The organism is Paenibacillus nanchangensis, from assembly GCF_046543445.1.
GTDB classification, from domain to species: Bacteria; Bacillota; Bacilli; order Paenibacillales; family Paenibacillaceae; genus Paenibacillus_AQ; species Paenibacillus_AQ nanchangensis.
The window spans coordinates 104,863-121,382 of sequence record NZ_JBHOFD010000003.1; the positions used below are offsets into that span (position 1 = coordinate 104,863).

Here is a 16,520-nt window from a genome sequence, read left to right on the forward strand (position 1 = left end):
CAACTCTATTTACACTTGAAGCTTATCATCGTAAAGAAGATGATGAGAAGGAGAATTCCATAACAAATGAAATCCATCATTGACATAGAGAAGCTGGACCTCTATTATGAGTCATTTCATGCCTTAAAGGGTATGGATTTACAAATTCCCGAAAAGGAAGTTACCGCCTTTATCGGACCTTCCGGTTGCGGCAAGTCCACGCTGCTGCGCACTTTAAACCGGATGAATGATATGATCGCAGGAACACGGATTGAAGGAAGCGTCAAAATCGGCGGCAAGGATATTTACGGAGACGAGGTTGAAGTGGAAAGTCTGCGCAAACAGGTTGGCATGGTCTTTCAGCAGCCGAATCCTTTTCCCAAGTCGATTTACGACAATGTCGCTTACGGTCCAAGACTGCACGGCAAACCGCCCAAAGCCGAGCTTGACCAGATTGTTGAGCAAAGCTTGCGTCAAGCTGCTTTATGGGATGAAGTGAAAGATTTTCTGAAAAAATCGGCGCTTAGCTTGTCCGGCGGCCAACAGCAGAGGCTTTGTATTGCCCGTGCGCTTGCGGTTCAGCCTGATATTCTGCTGATGGACGAGGCCACGTCGGCGCTTGACCCGGTATCCACACTGAAGATTGAAGAGCTGGTTCAGGAATTAAAAAACAGGTATACGATCGTCATGGTCACGCATAACATGCATCAAGCGGCGCGGGTTTCGGGACGCACGGTGTTTTTCCTGAACGGCGTCATCGTGGAGGCGGCGGATACGGAGATGCTGTTCTCCAATCCGAAGGACCCCCGCACGGAAGATTATATCTCCGGACGCTTCGGTTAAGCGTCCGACTTTTATTTTGTTCCGAGATCACCCGCCAGCAAGGCTATTTCCACCCGAGGAGGTTCGCCAAAGAGAATGATTCGCAGAAAAGAATTTGACAAGGATTTGGAAGAACTGCGCAGCCTGCTGCAGCAGATGGGAGACCATGTAACGGATGCCCTGGAAGGAGCGATTTTGGCCCTTCAAAATCTGGATGTTGAACGCGCCCAGGCGATTGTAAAAGCTGACGCCGAGCTGAATGCCATGGAAGACCAGATCATGGATATCGGTTCCCGTCTGATCATCACGCAGCAGCCAGTCGCCAAAGACCTGCGCCGCATCATCGTCGCATTCAAAATCTCAAGCGACCTGGAACGGATGGGCGACCTGGCGCTGGACGTGGCCAAAGTGACCATGCGTCTGCAGGGCCAGCAGCTCATCAAGCCGCTGGTGGATATTCCGCGGATGGCTGAACTCGTAAACGTCATGACCCGGGAAGCGATTACCGCTTATCTCGATGAGAATACGGATCTTGCTTACAAAATGGCCCAGGACGACGATCAGGTCGACCATTTGTACAGCGCGATGATCAACGAACTGTACGCGTTTGTAACGGAGAAGTCGGATAATGCTTCCCAGGCGATGCTGCTCATGCTGGTTGGCCGCTACATTGAGCGGATTGCTGACCATGCGACAAACATCGGAGAAAGCGTTGTGTACCTGGTGACAGGCAAACGTCCGGACCTGAATCAATAATCGGGAACCGAGACCGATTCGGAATTAAAAAAGATTGTGCAGCCCCGCTTTAAGCTGATGCTTAGAGCGGGGCTGTTTTTGCGCATAAGGACACTGGGGAGCTTTGCTTTGTTCGCCGTCTTTTCTCTTGGAGTTCAGATAAAAAGGCTTTAGAGCAATTGACAAATTTGTTCAAATCCAAAAATATTGATAATCAGAAAGCAGCTATCATACGTGCAAACAAACACAAAACCACACCCCGTGAGAGTGTGGTTGAGATAAATAGAATTTTCCGAATCAGTCGTTTCATCCTCAAATAAACTTACGAATCGGAAGGGTTAACGCCATTGGACAGGTGTTTTTTATCTAACTACAAATCCTCAAACATACTTGTCACCCGTCCCGTGCTTCGATCCACGTCAAGCCAATCACTTGTAGCGGTGTGGGATTCTCCGTCGCCGTCATCGACCACTTCGTATAAATGAATGGTAACGGTCTGCTCGTCGGCATGATCCACTTCCTGATAGAAACGTGAACGAAACTCTGGAAAAGAGGAATCACCCGAATTAGAGGTAGCGTCTTCAATGCCCATTACGATGTAGAACGCTTCTTCTTCCGTCAGTTTGAATTCCTGATCATCCTGCATGGCTGTCGGCTCGCCATTATCGAACCGGAGATGCTGAATCTCCAAAAAGCGGTCGTAATAGTCCTTATGTAAAATTTCATAAATCAGATCTTCGTCAAGCCCCAGTGACAGCAGCTTATTTTTTAGCTCGGTCAGACTTATCGAATCGATTTCTCCAAGTGACACCAACTCGTCAGTGTTCTTATCATAAGAGAGCGCATATTCGCTGACCACATAATCCCGTTCAGCAGTTTCGTAGAAGCGGGCAAGCAATATTTGAGATGACTCGGAAGTTTCGAATGTCAGCACTTCGCTCCGGTCCTCTTCGTTCCAATAGGTATCAGCCCGGTCAATGGCTGTAAAAACCCGGTTCAGGAACGGCGAATCCCTTTGGTCAGCTATCGACAAATAATATTCGCCTTTCGGCTCGGCTCCGAACCCTCCATATCCTTCGTCCGGATAGTCTACAACTAAACGGTGTTGATCAAACGATAAAGTAATCTCAGGATCAAGCTCACCTCCGTCTTCGGCATCCGCTCCGCCTGATGGAACCTGCTGCAGCCTTTTCCCATCATAAACAAATTCCGCATCAAGGCCGCCGTTATTATAACCTAGCCCCGCTACGGCGTTGACTTCCAGATGGTACGCATTTGGACCGGTCTGGGTGACCTTGGCCCAGCGGCTGTACATAGGGTTGCTTCCTGCGCCCACATACGTTCCCGCTATGATCGGTCCTCTATTCTCCGGATGTGCGGTGCGGGTCACCGCCTTCGGCGCTTGCGTCGGCCGCTCCGCGGGTGCGGTTGGGCTGGGGCTTGCCTCCGCCTTAGGACCTGCAGAAGGAGCTGGAGCGGAAGGGACTGTGCTGGCCGCTGCTGACGCCGTAGCGGTTGCCCCCGCCGTAGCCCCCGTCGTAGCCGTAGTCTCTGCCGTAGCCGTAGCCGCCGCCGTAGCCGTTGCCCCCGCTGTAGCCGTCGGCCGGGCTTCCGTTTTTTTCGTGTCTCCATTACAGCCTGTTAGTACCGGGAACATGAGGAGTAGTGCACTGCTTATCCCCACCATCCGTTTCCAATGCTTGCTCATGTTGTGCCTCCAATCCAAATACTTGCCATAACTACATTACTCCCTTTTACCGGATTGTTACAATCGCCCTAAGTGACTAAAAGCGGCCGCCCTGCACGTGGTTTCCTCTCTTGTTAAACGAAAATATGCGCAAAACTGAAAATACTGCAAGGCTATGCAGCTGTACACTGCGCAAGAAGTGGAAAAATGAACTGAATTAAATTAGACTGGACCAGTGGTTACGGATCTGCAGCCAACGGATTTGTAGTAACGGATCTATAGTAACGGATCTGTAATAACGGAACTGAACGAGCGAATTTTCATTAATGGATCATCACAATCATTTTTTCGGACAAAGCATAAAGGGGAGTGCCGCATGGACATTCATTCGTTAATTGCCAAGGTCAAAACACTGCAAGGGAGCCGCGTATCGCCGCCAGGGGAGCTGCCTTCATTGGAAGAGGGTTATACATTGCCTGCCGATCTCAAGCAATTTTATGAGACATGCGGCGGCCTGACCTTATTTCAGGATAGTGATTATACGGTGCATATTGTTCCGCCTGAAGAGTTTGTGCCAGCTAATCCTGTCATCGTCGGGGAAAGGGCGGAATATGACATCTCATCACACTGGTTTATTGTGGCAAAGGAGGATAACGGCGATTATCTGACGATCGACTTAAGCAGGGAGCGAAGCGGCCGCTGTTATTCCAGCTTTTGGGATACCCATGGGCAGCCCGGCGAATGCCCGATTATTGCCGGGAGCTTTACCGACCTGCTTGCACGGCTTATCGGCAACGGGGGAGGGCGGTGGTATTGGCTGCGGGATGATTTTGTTTCGCTTGGCGATGCTTACGACGGGGTGGATGTTACCTGAAAAACCGCGGCTGTTTCAGGCCGATATCTGACTGCGGCACAGAGGAATATGAGCCGGAAAAATAAAAAACCAGCTCAGGTTTATACCCGGCAGCTGGTTTTTATCAAGGCTGGTGTCTTCTAAGCGGCAGGGGAGGAGATTCCCGGTAAAATCCGCCGTTTTTGCTACCGGACGCGCTGGGCCTCGGCTTCTGTCAGCTCCTCGACATTCCCCCAATATTTCAGGATTTCGAACCGGAACGGGGCGGGGAACTTCCGGTAGTCCGGAATCCGGAGATAGGTTCCTTCCCCCGACTCGTACGTCTGCTCAAACGGATGATCCTGTCCTTCGGCATCCTTAAAGGTATTGTTCAGTTCAAAATAACCTCCCTGAACCGTCTCCTGCGGTCCATATAGCAGCCGCAGCCGCAAGTCCCGGTCTGTGCTCTGCTCCGGCACGGGCTCTACGGAGATCTGGTCATCGGGAGAGCTCACCAGCCTGCCTGTTGCGGGATCGACCGCAATTTCAACACTGTGATCGGGCTGAAGGCTGGCATAATAAAATTTCAGCCACAGCTCCCGGTGCTCCGAATAAAAGCTGCTTGTGAGATAAAGTGTGCCGCCTTCCGGCGTCATCAGCCTGCGGTCGAATCGTAACGTGGTATCGTATTTTGCAGACTGCTGATCAATCTCAGCCGGGGATGCAAGCTGCAGCACCGCCTCGATCTGATCCAGCTCCTTGCCTGTATCGCTGTGGAATCCGAACTGCAGGTCTGTCCTTAAAGGACTCTGGACCATGCTGTTAAAAGTGATCCGGTGCCCGTTCTGCTCAATGTTTATATCAAGCGGCTTTTGCGCGATATCCGCGGTATGAGCGCTTTGGGGTACCGTGAGCGGAACAACCAGGGTTTCCGTCTGTACAGGCATTGTGCTGCCTGCCGGTTTTAGCTGCGACCAGGTAGTTTTCACCTGGAAGCTCTCGGGCATCTGTCCCGGGGACTCAAAGTCAAAGATCATTATTCCTTTGGTGTACGGTTCATCCTTGGGCAGCTTCGCGTAGGTATCCCAGGTAAAAGTGCCCTTTAGCACCCGTCCCTGATTATCCAGCAGCTGCGGCGGCTGATTATAGCTCAGCCGTAAAGGGAGTGATTCGTTCCGGTTCTCCGTCGTGTAGAACAAAATGATTCTCCGGCTGTCGGCTGCGGCCCCGTGAATTTGAATCGAATAGCCCCCAGCGGCTGCGGAACGGTTAATTTCATGGTACAATCCATGGTCCACCGCCTGTTTGATCATCACGAGAAAATTATCCGTTTTGTCGAACATGGTTTCTGCATAAGCCGGTATCCGCTCAGAAGTCTGCGCCTGCTCCGCTGCTGGTGCCAAATCCGGCAGGTAGCGGTAGCCGCCCGCCAATACTCCTCCGGCGATCAAAAGAACGGCAGCCGCAGCGGCGGCCATACGCAGCCGTTTTTTTCTTTCCAGGCGCCGCGCGGGAGGTGTGCGTTCTGCGGCCGCCCGCCGGATTCCGCGCCGGAAGGCTTCGTCCATCGCCTCGTCCTGCACTGTTTTTGCCGCCTGCCGTACCTGCTGCCTGCCTCGTTCCAGCATTCCGTCCTCATGATGGATCATGCTGCAGATCACCTCCGTGATGAAATTTGCCGCGAAGCTGTTTCAGCCCTTGATGCAGCCAGGTCTTAATGGTCCCTTCCGACTTTCCGAGCACCCGGGCTATGTCCGGTACTGTCATATCGTTATAGTACCTAAGGATGATCACTTCTCTGTATTTGGGTTTGAGCCGGTTCAGAACCTGCTCCATGTCGAGTTTTGCTACACTGATCATTTCCGGGTTATAGCTGCCTGACGGATCAAGACCCAGGGAAGGCCTGCGCTTTTGCCGCCTCAGCTCCTCAATGCAGCAGCGGATCAAAATGCGAATCAGCCAGGGCAGCATAGCGGCCGGATCCTTCAGGGTGCGGCATTTGGACCAGCCTTTGTAGGCTGCTTCCTGCAGCATATCCAGCGTGTCGGCTTCACTCCGCATGTAGCTGTATGCGATGCCATACAGCTGCCTTTTGTGCAAGGATAAAAAGGTGAAAAAGGCCTCCTCCTCTCCTTCGCAGGCAGCCTTGGCCAGCTCGAATTCTGTCATGTTATCCTCCTTGTTTTGAGCTTTCAGCAAGCTGCCGATCTATCCTATAGACGCGGCGCAGGTTCCGAAACGTTTTATTTTTTTGCGGCGGGGAGAGAGGGGCTAAGGAGAGTGCGGCAAAGGAGAGAGACAAAGGAGGAAGGACAACACAGTCTTGCACACCTTCTAATTGAGTTACACCCGGACTTTACTGCCCGTAAAATGCTCAATGAATATCGCGTTGATGGCTGCGGCGATCTCATGATTGATGCCATGACCCACCCCGTCGAAAAATCGGACGTTCATCCGCGCTGCTTCAAGCGCCGCTTTGCCTCCCCGGATCATGAAGGGGTCCGCATTTCCGGCCAGATACAGCACCTTGTCCCGGATGCTGCTTATTTGTGCTTCGCTAAAACTCGCGATATCGTGATACTTCATGGCCATATTATTGTAGCCTTTCAGCAAATGCAGAAAATGCTCCACAATCAGCGGATTCCCGGTAAAAGCGGCGCTGTTGTCGCCTGTAAGTTTAGTCAGAAGTTTATGTACATTTTTGGATGTCGGGAGCAGGGCTTGCGGCAAAAAAATCCGCATCATCGTCAGCATGGTATGGCCTGCTGAGCGGACAGGAACGCTGGCTGCCAGAGCGACTGCTTTTTTAACCCGTTCCGGCCTGACAAGCGTGTAGTATTGGACCAGATAACCTCCATGGGATACGCCTGCCAGGTTAACTTCCGCGAGCCCCAAGCCGTCCAGAACTTCATCCATCCAGACCGAATGGTCAAAGGTTTGGTTATAATTCCGGTTTGGGACACTTTTTCCCGGCCCGCCCAGGGTATCGACAGCATAAAGGCGGAAATGCGGAGCAAGCGCAGCCGCATTGTAAATCCACATCAAAGCGGAGTCGTCTCCAACGCCGTGCAGGAGCAGGAGAGGGGGGGCTTCGGGATTGCCGCAGACAATCACACGAGTGCTGCCGTACCTCGTTTCAATATCCTTAAGCTGGGTGGCGACGCCCCATTCGTCAAGCAAACGGTCATAGGAGGCAGCAATCAGCTGCTGTGCTTTTTTGGTCCGGTACAAGTTCACCTTCATCCCTCACCGCATTCGAAATAGCGAACAAAAAAACGTCTTAACAGCGCCGCCAGTTCAGTCAAAGCCTCCGTGTGGTCCGGCGCCTCAGCCTGGGAACCCGAGAAGTGCTTCTGAAATACGTAAAGAAGGATGGCCTGGTATTCTGCAGCCATCGCTTCCGCGTTATCCTTTGGAATTTCCTGCCGATCCATCAGCAGCGAAAATACTTTCGCCTGGTGCGCCCCAGGCTCCGTGAACAGCAGCTGCCGATACAGCGCGGCGGCGTCTTTGTTGCGCTGCTTTTCAATAGTCAGAACACGGATCAGCTTCATCATGCTTGGTTCGAGCAAAAAGCCCTCCAAATAGGCCTGTCCGGCCAGGACGAAATTTTCGCAGGGCACCTTTGGGGATAGCGACAGTGCATCGTTGAAGCGGTTTTTTCGTCTTTGCATTTCCTCTTCGGCCTGTTGAAAGATCGTACGAAGAATCTCTTCCTTATTCTTGAAATGATAGTACAAAGAGCTTTCTTTGATCCCAACCGCCTTGCCTATATCTCGAACGGATACGGTGCTAAAGCCGTTTATACTGAACAATTCCAGAGCTGTAGCGGTAATTTTGCCGCGTGTGCTCAAACCGTGAGAATCCATCTCTTTACCTCCACGTTTTGCCTAACAACTGTTAGGCTGATATTTTCTCCAGTATACCTAACACTTGTTAGGTGGTCAATGGATTCAAGTTTCTCCTGTTGAACAACGCTTGCAGATGAATTAGCATGATTTTTAGAGACTGATCCTATTGAATAATAGGAAAAACGTGCTGCCTCGGATGCAGACAAAACAAAGGTGGAGAAACCGATGAACAAATCAGAATTAAGAGAAGACAGCGAAGGCTCACTCGCCGCCCGGCTGCTGGGTTTCATGGAAGCGGATACCACGGAGCGGCAGGAGCAAAAAGAGCGGCTTGCGGCGGAGCTGCAAAATGCGAATCCGGGACAGCCGGTGATCCGGCTGATTGCGGAAGCTTTGGCTGGGGCGCCTTCAGGGCCTTGGGGCGAATACGGACGGGCTGCTGCGCTGTACGATGCGGTGCTTGCAGCGGATCTGCTGGAGCTTGCCTATGCCACTTTAGCCTCGGGAGAAGCCGCCGATCTGGAGCGTTATGTTCTGCCTGCTTCCCGGCTGATCCATCTGGAGAAAAAAGAGCGGGACAAGACGGACGACGAGCGGTATGTCCAGTACCGGGCCGCCGTGCTGGTGGACAGCCTGTTGGCTTTGAACGTGAGCTTTTCCGAAGAAGCGGCAGAGCTGCTCCGGTACGAATATTATGTCAGCGGTATTCCGGCGGAGGAGCTGAATGCGCAGATCTGGTGGCGGCTGGCGGAGCGGGGGATCGACATCTCGGGCCATATCCGGACGCTGCACGCCTATCTAAACAACCAGGACACCGACACGCTTGCGGCCAACAGTCTGTTGGCGTTGTGGGCGGCGGTCCGCCGGGGTTTTTTTGACTCGCCGATTCTAGGGAGCAAAAATACTCAAGAGGGCGAAACTTCTCAGGGCAGCATGAATACATACCAGGTGTGGCTGTGGGGTCTGGTCACCAAATGCGTCGGCAAGCTGCGCAGGAAAGGAAATGAGGAGCTGCGTCTCGGCGCCGCGGGCTGTCTCCTGGAGCTGTCAAACCGCTATCCGCAGACACAACGTCTGATTCTGGAGTGTATGGAGAACTGGGGCGTCAAGGAGCCGAAGCGGCTGAGCACCGACGTACAGCGGGATATTGCGGAGCTGTATGCCAGATGCCGGAATCATCCGGGTACAACGTGCCTGCCCGCAAATTACATCATTACAAAAAAAGGCATTCAGCAAATAGCTGTCTCTAAAACGATCCAAACATCAAGCTGAAAGCGTTAGACTCACATCAAAAGGGGGAACGCCGATGAATCTCTGTGAGGTGCTGATCGTCGATGACGAAATGCTGGTCCGGCAGGGCATTAAGTATTTGCTGGACTGGGAGCGGGAAGGCTTCCGGATTACCGGGGAGGCGGGCAACGGCCGGGAAGCGCTGGCGCTGATAGAGAGCCTGCGCCCGCAGCTGGTGATTACGGACATTGTCATGCCGGTAATGGACGGCGAAGAGCTGACCCGGCGCGTCAAACAGGACTATCCGGGTACCGAGGTGATTGTGCTGAGCAGCTTCAGCGAATTTGATTATGTGCGGTCGTCGTTTCAGAGCGGAGCCGCCGATTATATCCTGAAGCCGAAGCTGGAAGCCGGGATGCTGCTTGGTGTTCTGCGGGAAGCCAGAAGCCGCCTGCCTGGCGGGCATCATGAAGCGGCCGCTGGCGATGCTTCCGGGATCGAGCCGCTGCTCTGCCGGCTGCTGGCCGGATACGACGCCGGCCAGGAAATCGGGGACAGCAGCTTCCCGTACGGGCGATTCCTGCTGCTTGGCTGCTGCGGGGAAGAGCCGGCGTTCCCGCAGGAGAGCGGGACGGAGCCGCCGCTGCTCCAATTGCGGCAGGCGTTAAACGCGGCGGCGGACGAAGCGGAAGCAGCTGTGTATACCCTGCGCGCCGAGGAACGGGAGATGCTGCTCGCAAACGGAACGGAGCGCGGGCTTGAGCGGGTGCGGCAGCTTCTGGCGCAGGTGGACCGGACGCAGGAGGAGAGCTGGCCGCAGCTGCAGTGGATCGTCAGCCAACCCTTCAGCTCCCTGGCGGAGCTGCGGGACGTGCACCGGGACAGCTACAGCCGGCTGCTGCGGCAGCGGTTTTTTTTGCCGGAGCGGCGGATGCTGGATGCGGAGCTGCTCCATCCCGCTTCCGCTCCGCCGCCGGCGTTTTCGCTGCCCGAGTTCGCCGGGCGGGTGAAGCGGCTGCAGCTGGAAGAAGCGTTTGACGAGATGCGCCGTTATGTTGAGGCGGCCGCCGGTTACGGACAAACCGATGTATTTGAATTCAAGTCGCTGCTGGGCGGCATGGTCTTTACCGCAGCAACCCAGCTCAGCCATCTGCCCGAGCTGGAGGAGGAGAAATACCGGATGTTCCGCCGGATCGATGAAGCCCGGCATGTCCGCGAGGCAGTGGATTTCATGGATGAATTTGCTGCTAAGGTACTGGGTTGGGCCGGCAGCCGCCAGCCGGTGCAAGGCAGCGGAGCTAGTGTGCGAAAAGTGCTGGACTACATTGAAGAGCACTATGCGGAGCCGCTGACACTGACGGAGCTGGCCGCCCGGTTTCATTTTAACCCGACATACCTCTCCACCTTGTTTACCGCCCAAGTCAAAGAAGGCTTCAAGGAATACCTGAACAAAATCCGCACAGATAAAGCGGCTGTGCTGCTCCGGTCCGGTGAACTGCCCATTGCCGATATCGGCAGCCGGGTCGGATACGGGGACCACAGCTATTTTTGCAAAGTGTTCCGCAAATACACGGGACTGTCGCCAAGCGAATACCGGCGCAAGCATTGGGGCATGGAGCGGGGCCAATGAAACGGAGCCTTGCCGAACGCCTCAAATCCCAAAGCCTGTTTATCAAAATGTTCCTTGTCACCTTGGTTTCGATCGTCGCCGTAGCGGTTCTGGTCATGTGGACGACCGTCCGGATGTCGGAGAAGCTGTTTATGGAGACGTTCAGCATTACGAACTCCAAGGTCATCAGCCAGATTAAAGCCAACTTCGAGGCTTTTCATTATTCCATCGTGACCGCGGCGAACAATACCCGGATGAGCGGGACGATTAAGCGTTTTTTGACGGAAGGGGATTCCAGCTCGCTCAGCGAAATGAAGAGCTACTACAGCATGATCCAGCAGATGAAAAAAATCCAGACGAACCTCGACCCTTATGGCGCTTCCATGAAAATCATGGGCAGCAACGGGCGGAGTTATTCGACGAATACGAACCGCCTGCTGCTGACGGACGCCGCACTGCGCCGGCATCCGCTGACGGCCGGGATGCTGCGCGAACCGGGCAAGCTGTCCTACAGCTTCTACCGGGAAGATGATGCCGCTTACGGCGCGCCGTCTTCCCCGCTGATTGTGGCGACCCGGGCGCTGACCGCCCAGAACGGCGGCGAACCTTACGGCCAGCTGTACATCACCATTCCCGGGCACGAATTCCGCTCCTTTTATGCGAACTTTGCCAGCAGCGGAAACGATGTTGCGATTGTGAACGGGGAAGGCAAGGTGGTCTCCAGCAGCCTGCGCGGGCTGGAAGGCGAATCCGGGGAACAGCTGCTTGAGGCGGCCGCCCGGATCCGGGACGAATCGCTTGGATACACAGAGCTGAAGTTTCGCGGCAGGCAAATGATAGCGCTTGCGGATGAACTGCCGTTATCCGACTACACGATCGTGAATTTGATCGACAAACGTACGGCGCTTGGCCAGATTGTGAACACCAAGGCAGTGGCGTTAATCTGCTCCGGCATTGTGCTGGCCGCTCTTATCGTGGTGTTCCTGATCTCCAGAAGGCTGACCCGGTCGCTGACCCTGCTAGTCCGGCAGATGTCCAAAATCACCGAACGGGGTTTCCACAATTACATCAAAGTCCCGGGCAGCTTCGAGTTCCAGGAGCTGGCGCATGCTTATAATTACATGCTGGACGAAGTGAAACGGTATGTCGTCAAGCTGATGGAAACCCAAAAGGAACAGCGGAACGCAGAGCTGGCGGCGCTGCAGCATCAGATTAACCCGCATTTTTTGTATAATACGCTCGCTTCGATCAAATTTCTGGTCCAGCAGGGCAGCCGGGACAAAGCGGTCGAGACCATTCATGCGCTGATCTCCATGCTGCAGCATGCCCTCGGCAGTGTCAGCGAAACGATCACCGTCCGGGAGGAGCTGGAGCAGCTCAAAGCTTACGCGTTTATTAACCACGTCCGGTACGGGGAACGGATCCGGGTCAATTATTTTGTGTCGCCTGATTGCCTGGAATACCGGGTGCCGAAGCTGATTCTCCAGCCTTTTGTCGAAAACGCCTTTTTCCATGCGTTCCATACCAAAGCTGAGGGAGTGATTCACGTCCTCATCTCCCGGGAGCGGGAAGGACTGCTGTGCGAGGTGATGGACAACGGGGATGGGATGGATACAGATGCCGCCAAACGGGGGACACGGGGCCAAGGCAGCCGCCGCCAGTTATTTACGGGGATCGGCATTCAGAACGTTCATGACCGGATTGTGCTGCTGTATGGGGAACGCTACGGAATCGAAATCATCAGCCGCCCCGGGGAAGGGACCCGTATCCGCATTCGCCTGCCGCTGCCGGAAAAACCGATAAATTTCCAAGAATCCAAAGAAAACACCACCGAAGCCGGATAACTCCCTTATGGACTCCAAAAGAATGACAAAAGCAGGCAAAGGAATTGCTAACAGGACCGGAAAGCCCAATGCTATCCTAAAGGCGTAAACGGTAACCGCTTACAATTATAGTTCATAGGGGAGGACATAAGCGATGAAAAAAAGTCTGGCTTGTCTGCTGATCATCCTGCTGCTGCTTACCGCCTGCGGTTCAGGCTCCAAGGGAGAAAACGGCGGCTCCGCGGCGGAAGAAGGATCGCCGGGCGGGGGTTCAAAGACCGTTACCATCTGGGCCTGGGACCCGGCCTTTAACATTGCGGCGCTTGAGGCTGCCAAAGCCGCTTATGCGGCCGATCATCCGGACGTAAACATCGAAATTGTGGAATATGCGCAAAACGATATCATCCAGAAGCTGAACACGGGCCTTAATTCGGGTACGACCAAAGGCCTGCCGAATATTGTCCTGATCGAAGACTACCGGGCGCAGGGTTTCCTGCAGGCTTACCCGGATTCCTTCTTCGACCTCAGCGGGCAGATCAAAGGCGAGGATTTCGCCGACTACAAGATCGGTCCAACCAGCCTGGACGGCAAACAGTACGGCGTTCCGTTCGACTCCGGCGTAACAGGCATGTACGTGCGGACCGATTATCTGGAGCAGGCAGGCTACAAGCTGGAGGACCTGCAGGATATCGACTGGAAGCAGTATATTGAAATCGGCAAAAAGGTAAAAGCCGCAACCGGCAAAGCCTGGATCACGCAGGACCCTAACGATCTAGGTTTGATCCGCGTCATGATCCAGTCCGCGGGAGCCTGGTATCTGACGGAGGACGGCAAGACGCCAAGCATCGCGGACAACGCCGCCTTAAAAGAAGCCTTTGAAATCTATAAAGAAATGATGGAAGCGGACATCGTTAACATCCATGCCGACTGGAGCCAGTTCGTGGCCGCGATGAACAACGGCGATGTCGCGACGGTGCCGACAGGCAACTGGATTACACCGTCTATCAAAGCGGCGGCAGATCAATCCGGCAAGTGGGCGGTTGCACCGATTCCGAAGCTGCCGGGCCAAGCGGAATCGGTTCATGCTTCTAACCTCGGCGGCAGCTCCTGGTATGTGCTGAACGTGGACGGCGCGGACACGGCGGCCGACTTCATGAAAGCCACCTTTGGTTCGGACGCCGAGCTGTACCAGAAGCTGCTGAAGGACATCGGTGTTATCGGAACGCTGAAAGCGGCTGCGGGCGGAGAAGCCTACGGGCAGGCCGACGAGTTCTTCGGCGGGCAAAAAGCGGTGGCGGACTTCGCCAAATGGACGGAAGCGATTCCGCGCGTGAATTATGGCCTTCACACGTATGCGGTTGAGGATATCCTGGTCGTCGAAATGCAAAATTACCTGAACGGCAAAGCGCTGGACGCGGTCCTCGCCGACGCGCAGACCCAAGCCGAAGCGCAGGTGAAGTAAGGAGGCCGACATGCATAACCCGAGCCGGAGTCTCGGTCTGCGCGCCCGCAAAGCGTGGACCGGCTGGTCGTTTGTACTGCTGTCCGTTCTCCTGATATCAGGTTTTTATTTCTATCCGATGATCCGGGCGCTGATTCTCTCCTTCCAGACGGGAACGGGGACGAACCTGGCCTTTACCGGTCTGGACAATTACGAGCGGCTGCTGGTGGACGCCACCTTTTTGACAACAGTGAAAAATACGTTCCTGTACCTGCTCATTCAAGTGCCGCTGATGATCTTGCTGGCCCTGTTCCTGTCCGTCCTGCTGAACGATCCGAAGCTGAAGGGGAAAGGCTGGTTCCGGACGGCAATCTTTTTGCCCTGCGTTACGTCGCTGGTTGCCTATTCGGTCGTGTTTAAGTATTTGTTTGCCGCGGATGGCCCGGTGAACCTGTTTCTGACCCGGCTGCATGTGATCGAGGCTCCAATCCAGTGGATTACCGATCCGTTTTGGGCCAAAATTACGATTATCCTCGCGATTACCTGGCGCTGGACCGGTTATAATATGATTTTTTACTTGTCCGCGCTGCAAAATATCGACCAGTCCGTCTACGAGGCCGCCCGGATCGACGGCGCGTCCTCAGGACGCCAGTTCGTCTCGATTACGGTTCCGCTGCTGAAGCCGATTATTTTGTTTACTTCGATCACCTCGACGATCGGCACGCTGCAGCTGTTCGACGAAGTCATGAACATCACGAAGGGTGGCCCCGGCAATGCGACGATGACTATTTCGCAGTATATCTATAATCTTTCCTTTAAATATTCGGCGGACTTCGGCTACGCGGCAACGGTATCCTATTCGATTCTGGTCATGATCGTGCTGCTGTCGGTCCTCCAGTTCAAAGCGGCAGGTGATCGGAGTGGCTAAGCTGAGACGTTTTTTTATCTATGGGTTTCTGACGGCGGCGGCGTTTGTATCGGTATTTCCGTTTTTTTGGATGATCGTGGGTTCAACAAATCCGTCGGTGGAGGTGACCCGGGGCCGGCTGCTGCCGGGTACCTATCTGGCCGAGAACTTCAGCAAGCTGCTGGAGACCACCGATCTCCGGCAATCGATGCTGAATTCGGCGCAAATTTCAATCACGACAACGGTACTTTCACTTCTGATCGCCTCGCTCGCCGGGTACGGGTTCGAAATGTTCCGCAGCCGGCTGAAGGACGCCGTGTTTACTGTGCTGCTCTTGTCCATGATGATTCCGTTTGCGGCGCTGATGGTGCCGCTGTACCGGATGTTCGCGGATGTGACCGGCACGCTGCCGTGGATCGGAATCGATACCTTTGCTTCGGTCATTTTGCCGACGGCGGCGACGGCGTTCCTGATTTTCTTTTTCCGGCAGAGCACCAAAATGTTTCCGCGTGAGCTGGTCGAAGCGGGACGGATCGACGGGCTGGGCGAGCTCGGCATCTTCCTCCGGATTTTTGTGCCGACGATGCGGACGACGTATGCGGCGGGTGCGATCATTACGTTTATGGCCAGCTGGAACAGTTATCTGTGGCCGCTTGTTGTGCTGCAGTCGCCGGAGAACCGGACGATGCCGCTCCTGATCTCCATCCTGGGCTCGGGTTATGCGCCGGACTACGGCATGATCCTTATGGCGATCGTTATCGGGACGCTGCCGACGGCACTTGTTTTTTTCCTGATGCAAAAGCAGTTTGTAGCGGGGATGATTGGATCGGTTAAGTAAGGGCAGCGGTTGGTACAGTGTGTGCTTGCCGCGTTCTGTCAGGGGGGAGCGGGGGCGGGTTCTTCGCGGGCGGCCAGATGTTTATATTTGCCGCAGTGCCAGTCCCGCCTCTCCTCTATTTTTCACTAGAGTCTGTACGCAAACTTACTTCAGCCATAACCTCATCGAAATCAACGCCAAAAAAGCCTTGAGCAGGCTCGCTGTCTTGTCATAAGCTCGATCGGCCAACAATTCTCGATTCTGTAGACCCAGGGTTGATAGCATTTAGTAACCCATCGTAACCCAACCCAACCCAACCCAACCTAACCCAACTCAACGTAACCCAACGTAACCAAACGCAACCCATCGTAATTCATAGCAACCCATAGTATCCCAAAGTAACCCATCGTAACCCAATCTAACCCTTCCTGGAAGTGTGTGGCGGTCCATGTGTGAATTCAAAACGTAGCGGGTTCCCCAGCAGTACGGGTACAAGTGTACGGACTCAGAGGACCTTAATTGCTGAATATTCCGTGTTTTGGCAAAGTTGCGGACTCAGAAGCACCTATTTACGCGGAGAAGCCATAGTTAGTGTGTTTTCGGTACGAATAACGGAACTGGAGTCCGTCAGGCATACCAAAGCCCAAGAATTTCAGAAATAACGGCCGCTGGGTCCGCCAAGACCTCCGCAAGGACCTCCGCAAGGACCTCCGTAAAGACCTCCCTAAAGACCTCCGTAAAGACCTCCGTAAAGACCTCCGTAAAGACCTCCGTAAAGACCTCCGTA

General features: G+C 54.2%; 14 protein-coding genes. 9 read left to right on the plus strand and 5 right to left on the minus strand.

The annotated features are described in order from the left end of the window. Nucleotides 1–66 precede the first annotated feature (66 nt). Together pstB and phoU are read left to right on the plus strand one after the other, a co-directional pair. Nucleotides 67–822 (plus strand): phosphate ABC transporter ATP-binding protein PstB, encoded by a 756-nt coding sequence (gene pstB / locus ACE6ED_RS03060; RefSeq protein WP_410825488.1) that lies wholly within the window; start codon nucleotides 67–69, stop codon nucleotides 820–822. Nucleotides 823–897: 75 nt separating this feature from the next. Then, nucleotides 898–1,557, plus strand: coding sequence for a phosphate signaling complex protein PhoU (gene phoU, locus ACE6ED_RS03065; RefSeq protein WP_410825489.1), 660 nt, complete (start codon nucleotides 898–900; stop codon nucleotides 1,555–1,557). A gap of 349 nt (nucleotides 1,558–1,906) precedes the next feature. Here the strand turns inward: phoU and ACE6ED_RS03070 are convergent, their stop codons facing one another. Continuing rightward, nucleotides 1,907–3,244 (minus strand): hypothetical protein, encoded by a 1,338-nt coding sequence (locus tag ACE6ED_RS03070; protein WP_410825490.1) that lies wholly within the window; start codon nucleotides 3,242–3,244, stop codon nucleotides 1,907–1,909. Between the two features lie 355 nt (nucleotides 3,245–3,599). Between ACE6ED_RS03070 and ACE6ED_RS03075 the strand changes: the two genes are divergently transcribed. After that, a complete protein-coding gene (locus ACE6ED_RS03075; RefSeq protein WP_410825491.1) occupies nucleotides 3,600–4,097 on the plus strand; it encodes an SMI1/KNR4 family protein in 498 nt (165 codons plus the stop codon). Nucleotides 4,098–4,261: 164 nt separating this feature from the next. On the opposite strand, the gene ACE6ED_RS03080 is transcribed toward ACE6ED_RS03075, so the two are convergent. The 4 genes from ACE6ED_RS03080 to ACE6ED_RS03095 all read right to left on the minus strand — a co-directional run bounded on the left by ACE6ED_RS03080 (nucleotide 4,262) and on the right by ACE6ED_RS03095 (nucleotide 7,924). Beyond that, nucleotides 4,262–5,704, minus strand: a complete 1,443-nt coding sequence (locus ACE6ED_RS03080) for a DUF4179 domain-containing protein (protein WP_410825492.1) — start codon at nucleotides 5,702–5,704, stop codon at nucleotides 4,262–4,264. Continuing rightward, on the minus strand, nucleotides 5,691–6,224 hold the full coding sequence (locus ACE6ED_RS03085; protein ID WP_410825493.1) for a sigma-70 family RNA polymerase sigma factor: 534 nt from the start codon (nucleotides 6,222–6,224) through the stop codon (nucleotides 5,691–5,693). The genes ACE6ED_RS03080 and ACE6ED_RS03085 overlap by 14 nt, the downstream gene beginning before the upstream one ends. Nucleotides 6,225–6,398: 174 nt before the next feature. Beyond that, nucleotides 6,399–7,298, minus strand: a complete 900-nt coding sequence (locus ACE6ED_RS03090) for an alpha/beta fold hydrolase (RefSeq protein ID WP_410825494.1) — start codon at nucleotides 7,296–7,298, stop codon at nucleotides 6,399–6,401. Further along, the gene (locus ACE6ED_RS03095; RefSeq protein ID WP_410825495.1) at nucleotides 7,295–7,924 is read right to left on the minus strand and encodes a TetR/AcrR family transcriptional regulator; all 630 of its coding nucleotides are present in this window, start codon (nucleotides 7,922–7,924) and stop codon (nucleotides 7,295–7,297) included. The genes ACE6ED_RS03090 and ACE6ED_RS03095 overlap by 4 nt, the downstream gene beginning before the upstream one ends. 207 nt (nucleotides 7,925–8,131) lie before the next feature. On the opposite strand from ACE6ED_RS03095, the gene ACE6ED_RS03100 reads away from it, so the two are divergent. The 6 genes from ACE6ED_RS03100 (at nucleotide 8,132) to ACE6ED_RS03125 (ending at nucleotide 15,754) form a co-directional block, all read left to right on the plus strand. After that, nucleotides 8,132–9,178: a hypothetical protein gene (locus ACE6ED_RS03100; protein ID WP_410825496.1), complete on the plus strand. Its 1,047-nt coding sequence runs from the start codon at nucleotides 8,132–8,134 to the stop codon at nucleotides 9,176–9,178. Nucleotides 9,179–9,212: 34 nt separating this feature from the next. Continuing rightward, a complete protein-coding gene (locus tag ACE6ED_RS03105; protein ID WP_410825497.1) occupies nucleotides 9,213–10,766 on the plus strand; it encodes a response regulator in 1,554 nt (517 codons plus the stop codon). Continuing rightward, the gene (locus ACE6ED_RS03110) at nucleotides 10,763–12,589 is read left to right on the plus strand and encodes a cache domain-containing sensor histidine kinase (RefSeq protein ID WP_410825498.1); all 1,827 of its coding nucleotides are present in this window, start codon (nucleotides 10,763–10,765) and stop codon (nucleotides 12,587–12,589) included. Before ACE6ED_RS03105 ends, ACE6ED_RS03110 begins: the two co-directional genes overlap by 4 nt. A gap of 133 nt (nucleotides 12,590–12,722) precedes the next feature. Continuing rightward, nucleotides 12,723–14,030: an ABC transporter substrate-binding protein gene (locus tag ACE6ED_RS03115; RefSeq protein ID WP_410825499.1), complete on the plus strand. Its 1,308-nt coding sequence runs from the start codon at nucleotides 12,723–12,725 to the stop codon at nucleotides 14,028–14,030. 10 nt (nucleotides 14,031–14,040) lie between these two features. Continuing rightward, nucleotides 14,041–14,937, plus strand: a complete 897-nt coding sequence (locus tag ACE6ED_RS03120; protein WP_410825500.1) for a carbohydrate ABC transporter permease — start codon at nucleotides 14,041–14,043, stop codon at nucleotides 14,935–14,937. Next, on the plus strand, nucleotides 14,930–15,754 hold the full coding sequence (locus tag ACE6ED_RS03125; RefSeq protein ID WP_410825501.1) for a carbohydrate ABC transporter permease: 825 nt from the start codon (nucleotides 14,930–14,932) through the stop codon (nucleotides 15,752–15,754). The genes ACE6ED_RS03120 and ACE6ED_RS03125 overlap by 8 nt, the downstream gene beginning before the upstream one ends. Nucleotides 15,755–16,520: the final 766 nt, after the last annotated feature.

What these genes read in the sequence shown, in the direction of transcription:
- pstB (WP_410825488.1), top strand. Translation starts at nt 67, where the DNA reads ATGAAATCCATCATTGACATAGAGAAGCTGGACCTCTATTATGAGTCA.
- phoU (WP_410825489.1), top strand. Translation starts at nt 898, where the DNA reads ATGATTCGCAGAAAAGAATTTGACAAGGATTTGGAAGAACTGCGCAGC.
- ACE6ED_RS03070 (WP_410825490.1), bottom strand. Translation starts at nt 3,244, where the DNA reads ATGAGCAAGCATTGGAAACGGATGGTGGGGATAAGCAGTGCACTACTC.
- ACE6ED_RS03075 (WP_410825491.1), top strand. Translation starts at nt 3,600, where the DNA reads ATGGACATTCATTCGTTAATTGCCAAGGTCAAAACACTGCAAGGGAGC.
- ACE6ED_RS03080 (WP_410825492.1), bottom strand. Translation starts at nt 5,704, where the DNA reads ATGATCCATCATGAGGACGGAATGCTGGAACGAGGCAGGCAGCAGGTA.
- ACE6ED_RS03085 (WP_410825493.1), bottom strand. Translation starts at nt 6,224, where the DNA reads ATGACAGAATTCGAGCTGGCCAAGGCTGCCTGCGAAGGAGAGGAGGAG.
- ACE6ED_RS03090 (WP_410825494.1), bottom strand. Translation starts at nt 7,298, where the DNA reads ATGAAGGTGAACTTGTACCGGACCAAAAAAGCACAGCAGCTGATTGCT.
- ACE6ED_RS03095 (WP_410825495.1), bottom strand. Translation starts at nt 7,924, where the DNA reads ATGGATTCTCACGGTTTGAGCACACGCGGCAAAATTACCGCTACAGCT.
- ACE6ED_RS03100 (WP_410825496.1), top strand. Translation starts at nt 8,132, where the DNA reads ATGAACAAATCAGAATTAAGAGAAGACAGCGAAGGCTCACTCGCCGCC.
- ACE6ED_RS03105 (WP_410825497.1), top strand. Translation starts at nt 9,213, where the DNA reads ATGAATCTCTGTGAGGTGCTGATCGTCGATGACGAAATGCTGGTCCGG.
- ACE6ED_RS03110 (WP_410825498.1), top strand. Translation starts at nt 10,763, where the DNA reads ATGAAACGGAGCCTTGCCGAACGCCTCAAATCCCAAAGCCTGTTTATC.
- ACE6ED_RS03115 (WP_410825499.1), top strand. Translation starts at nt 12,723, where the DNA reads ATGAAAAAAAGTCTGGCTTGTCTGCTGATCATCCTGCTGCTGCTTACC.
- ACE6ED_RS03120 (WP_410825500.1), top strand. Translation starts at nt 14,041, where the DNA reads ATGCATAACCCGAGCCGGAGTCTCGGTCTGCGCGCCCGCAAAGCGTGG.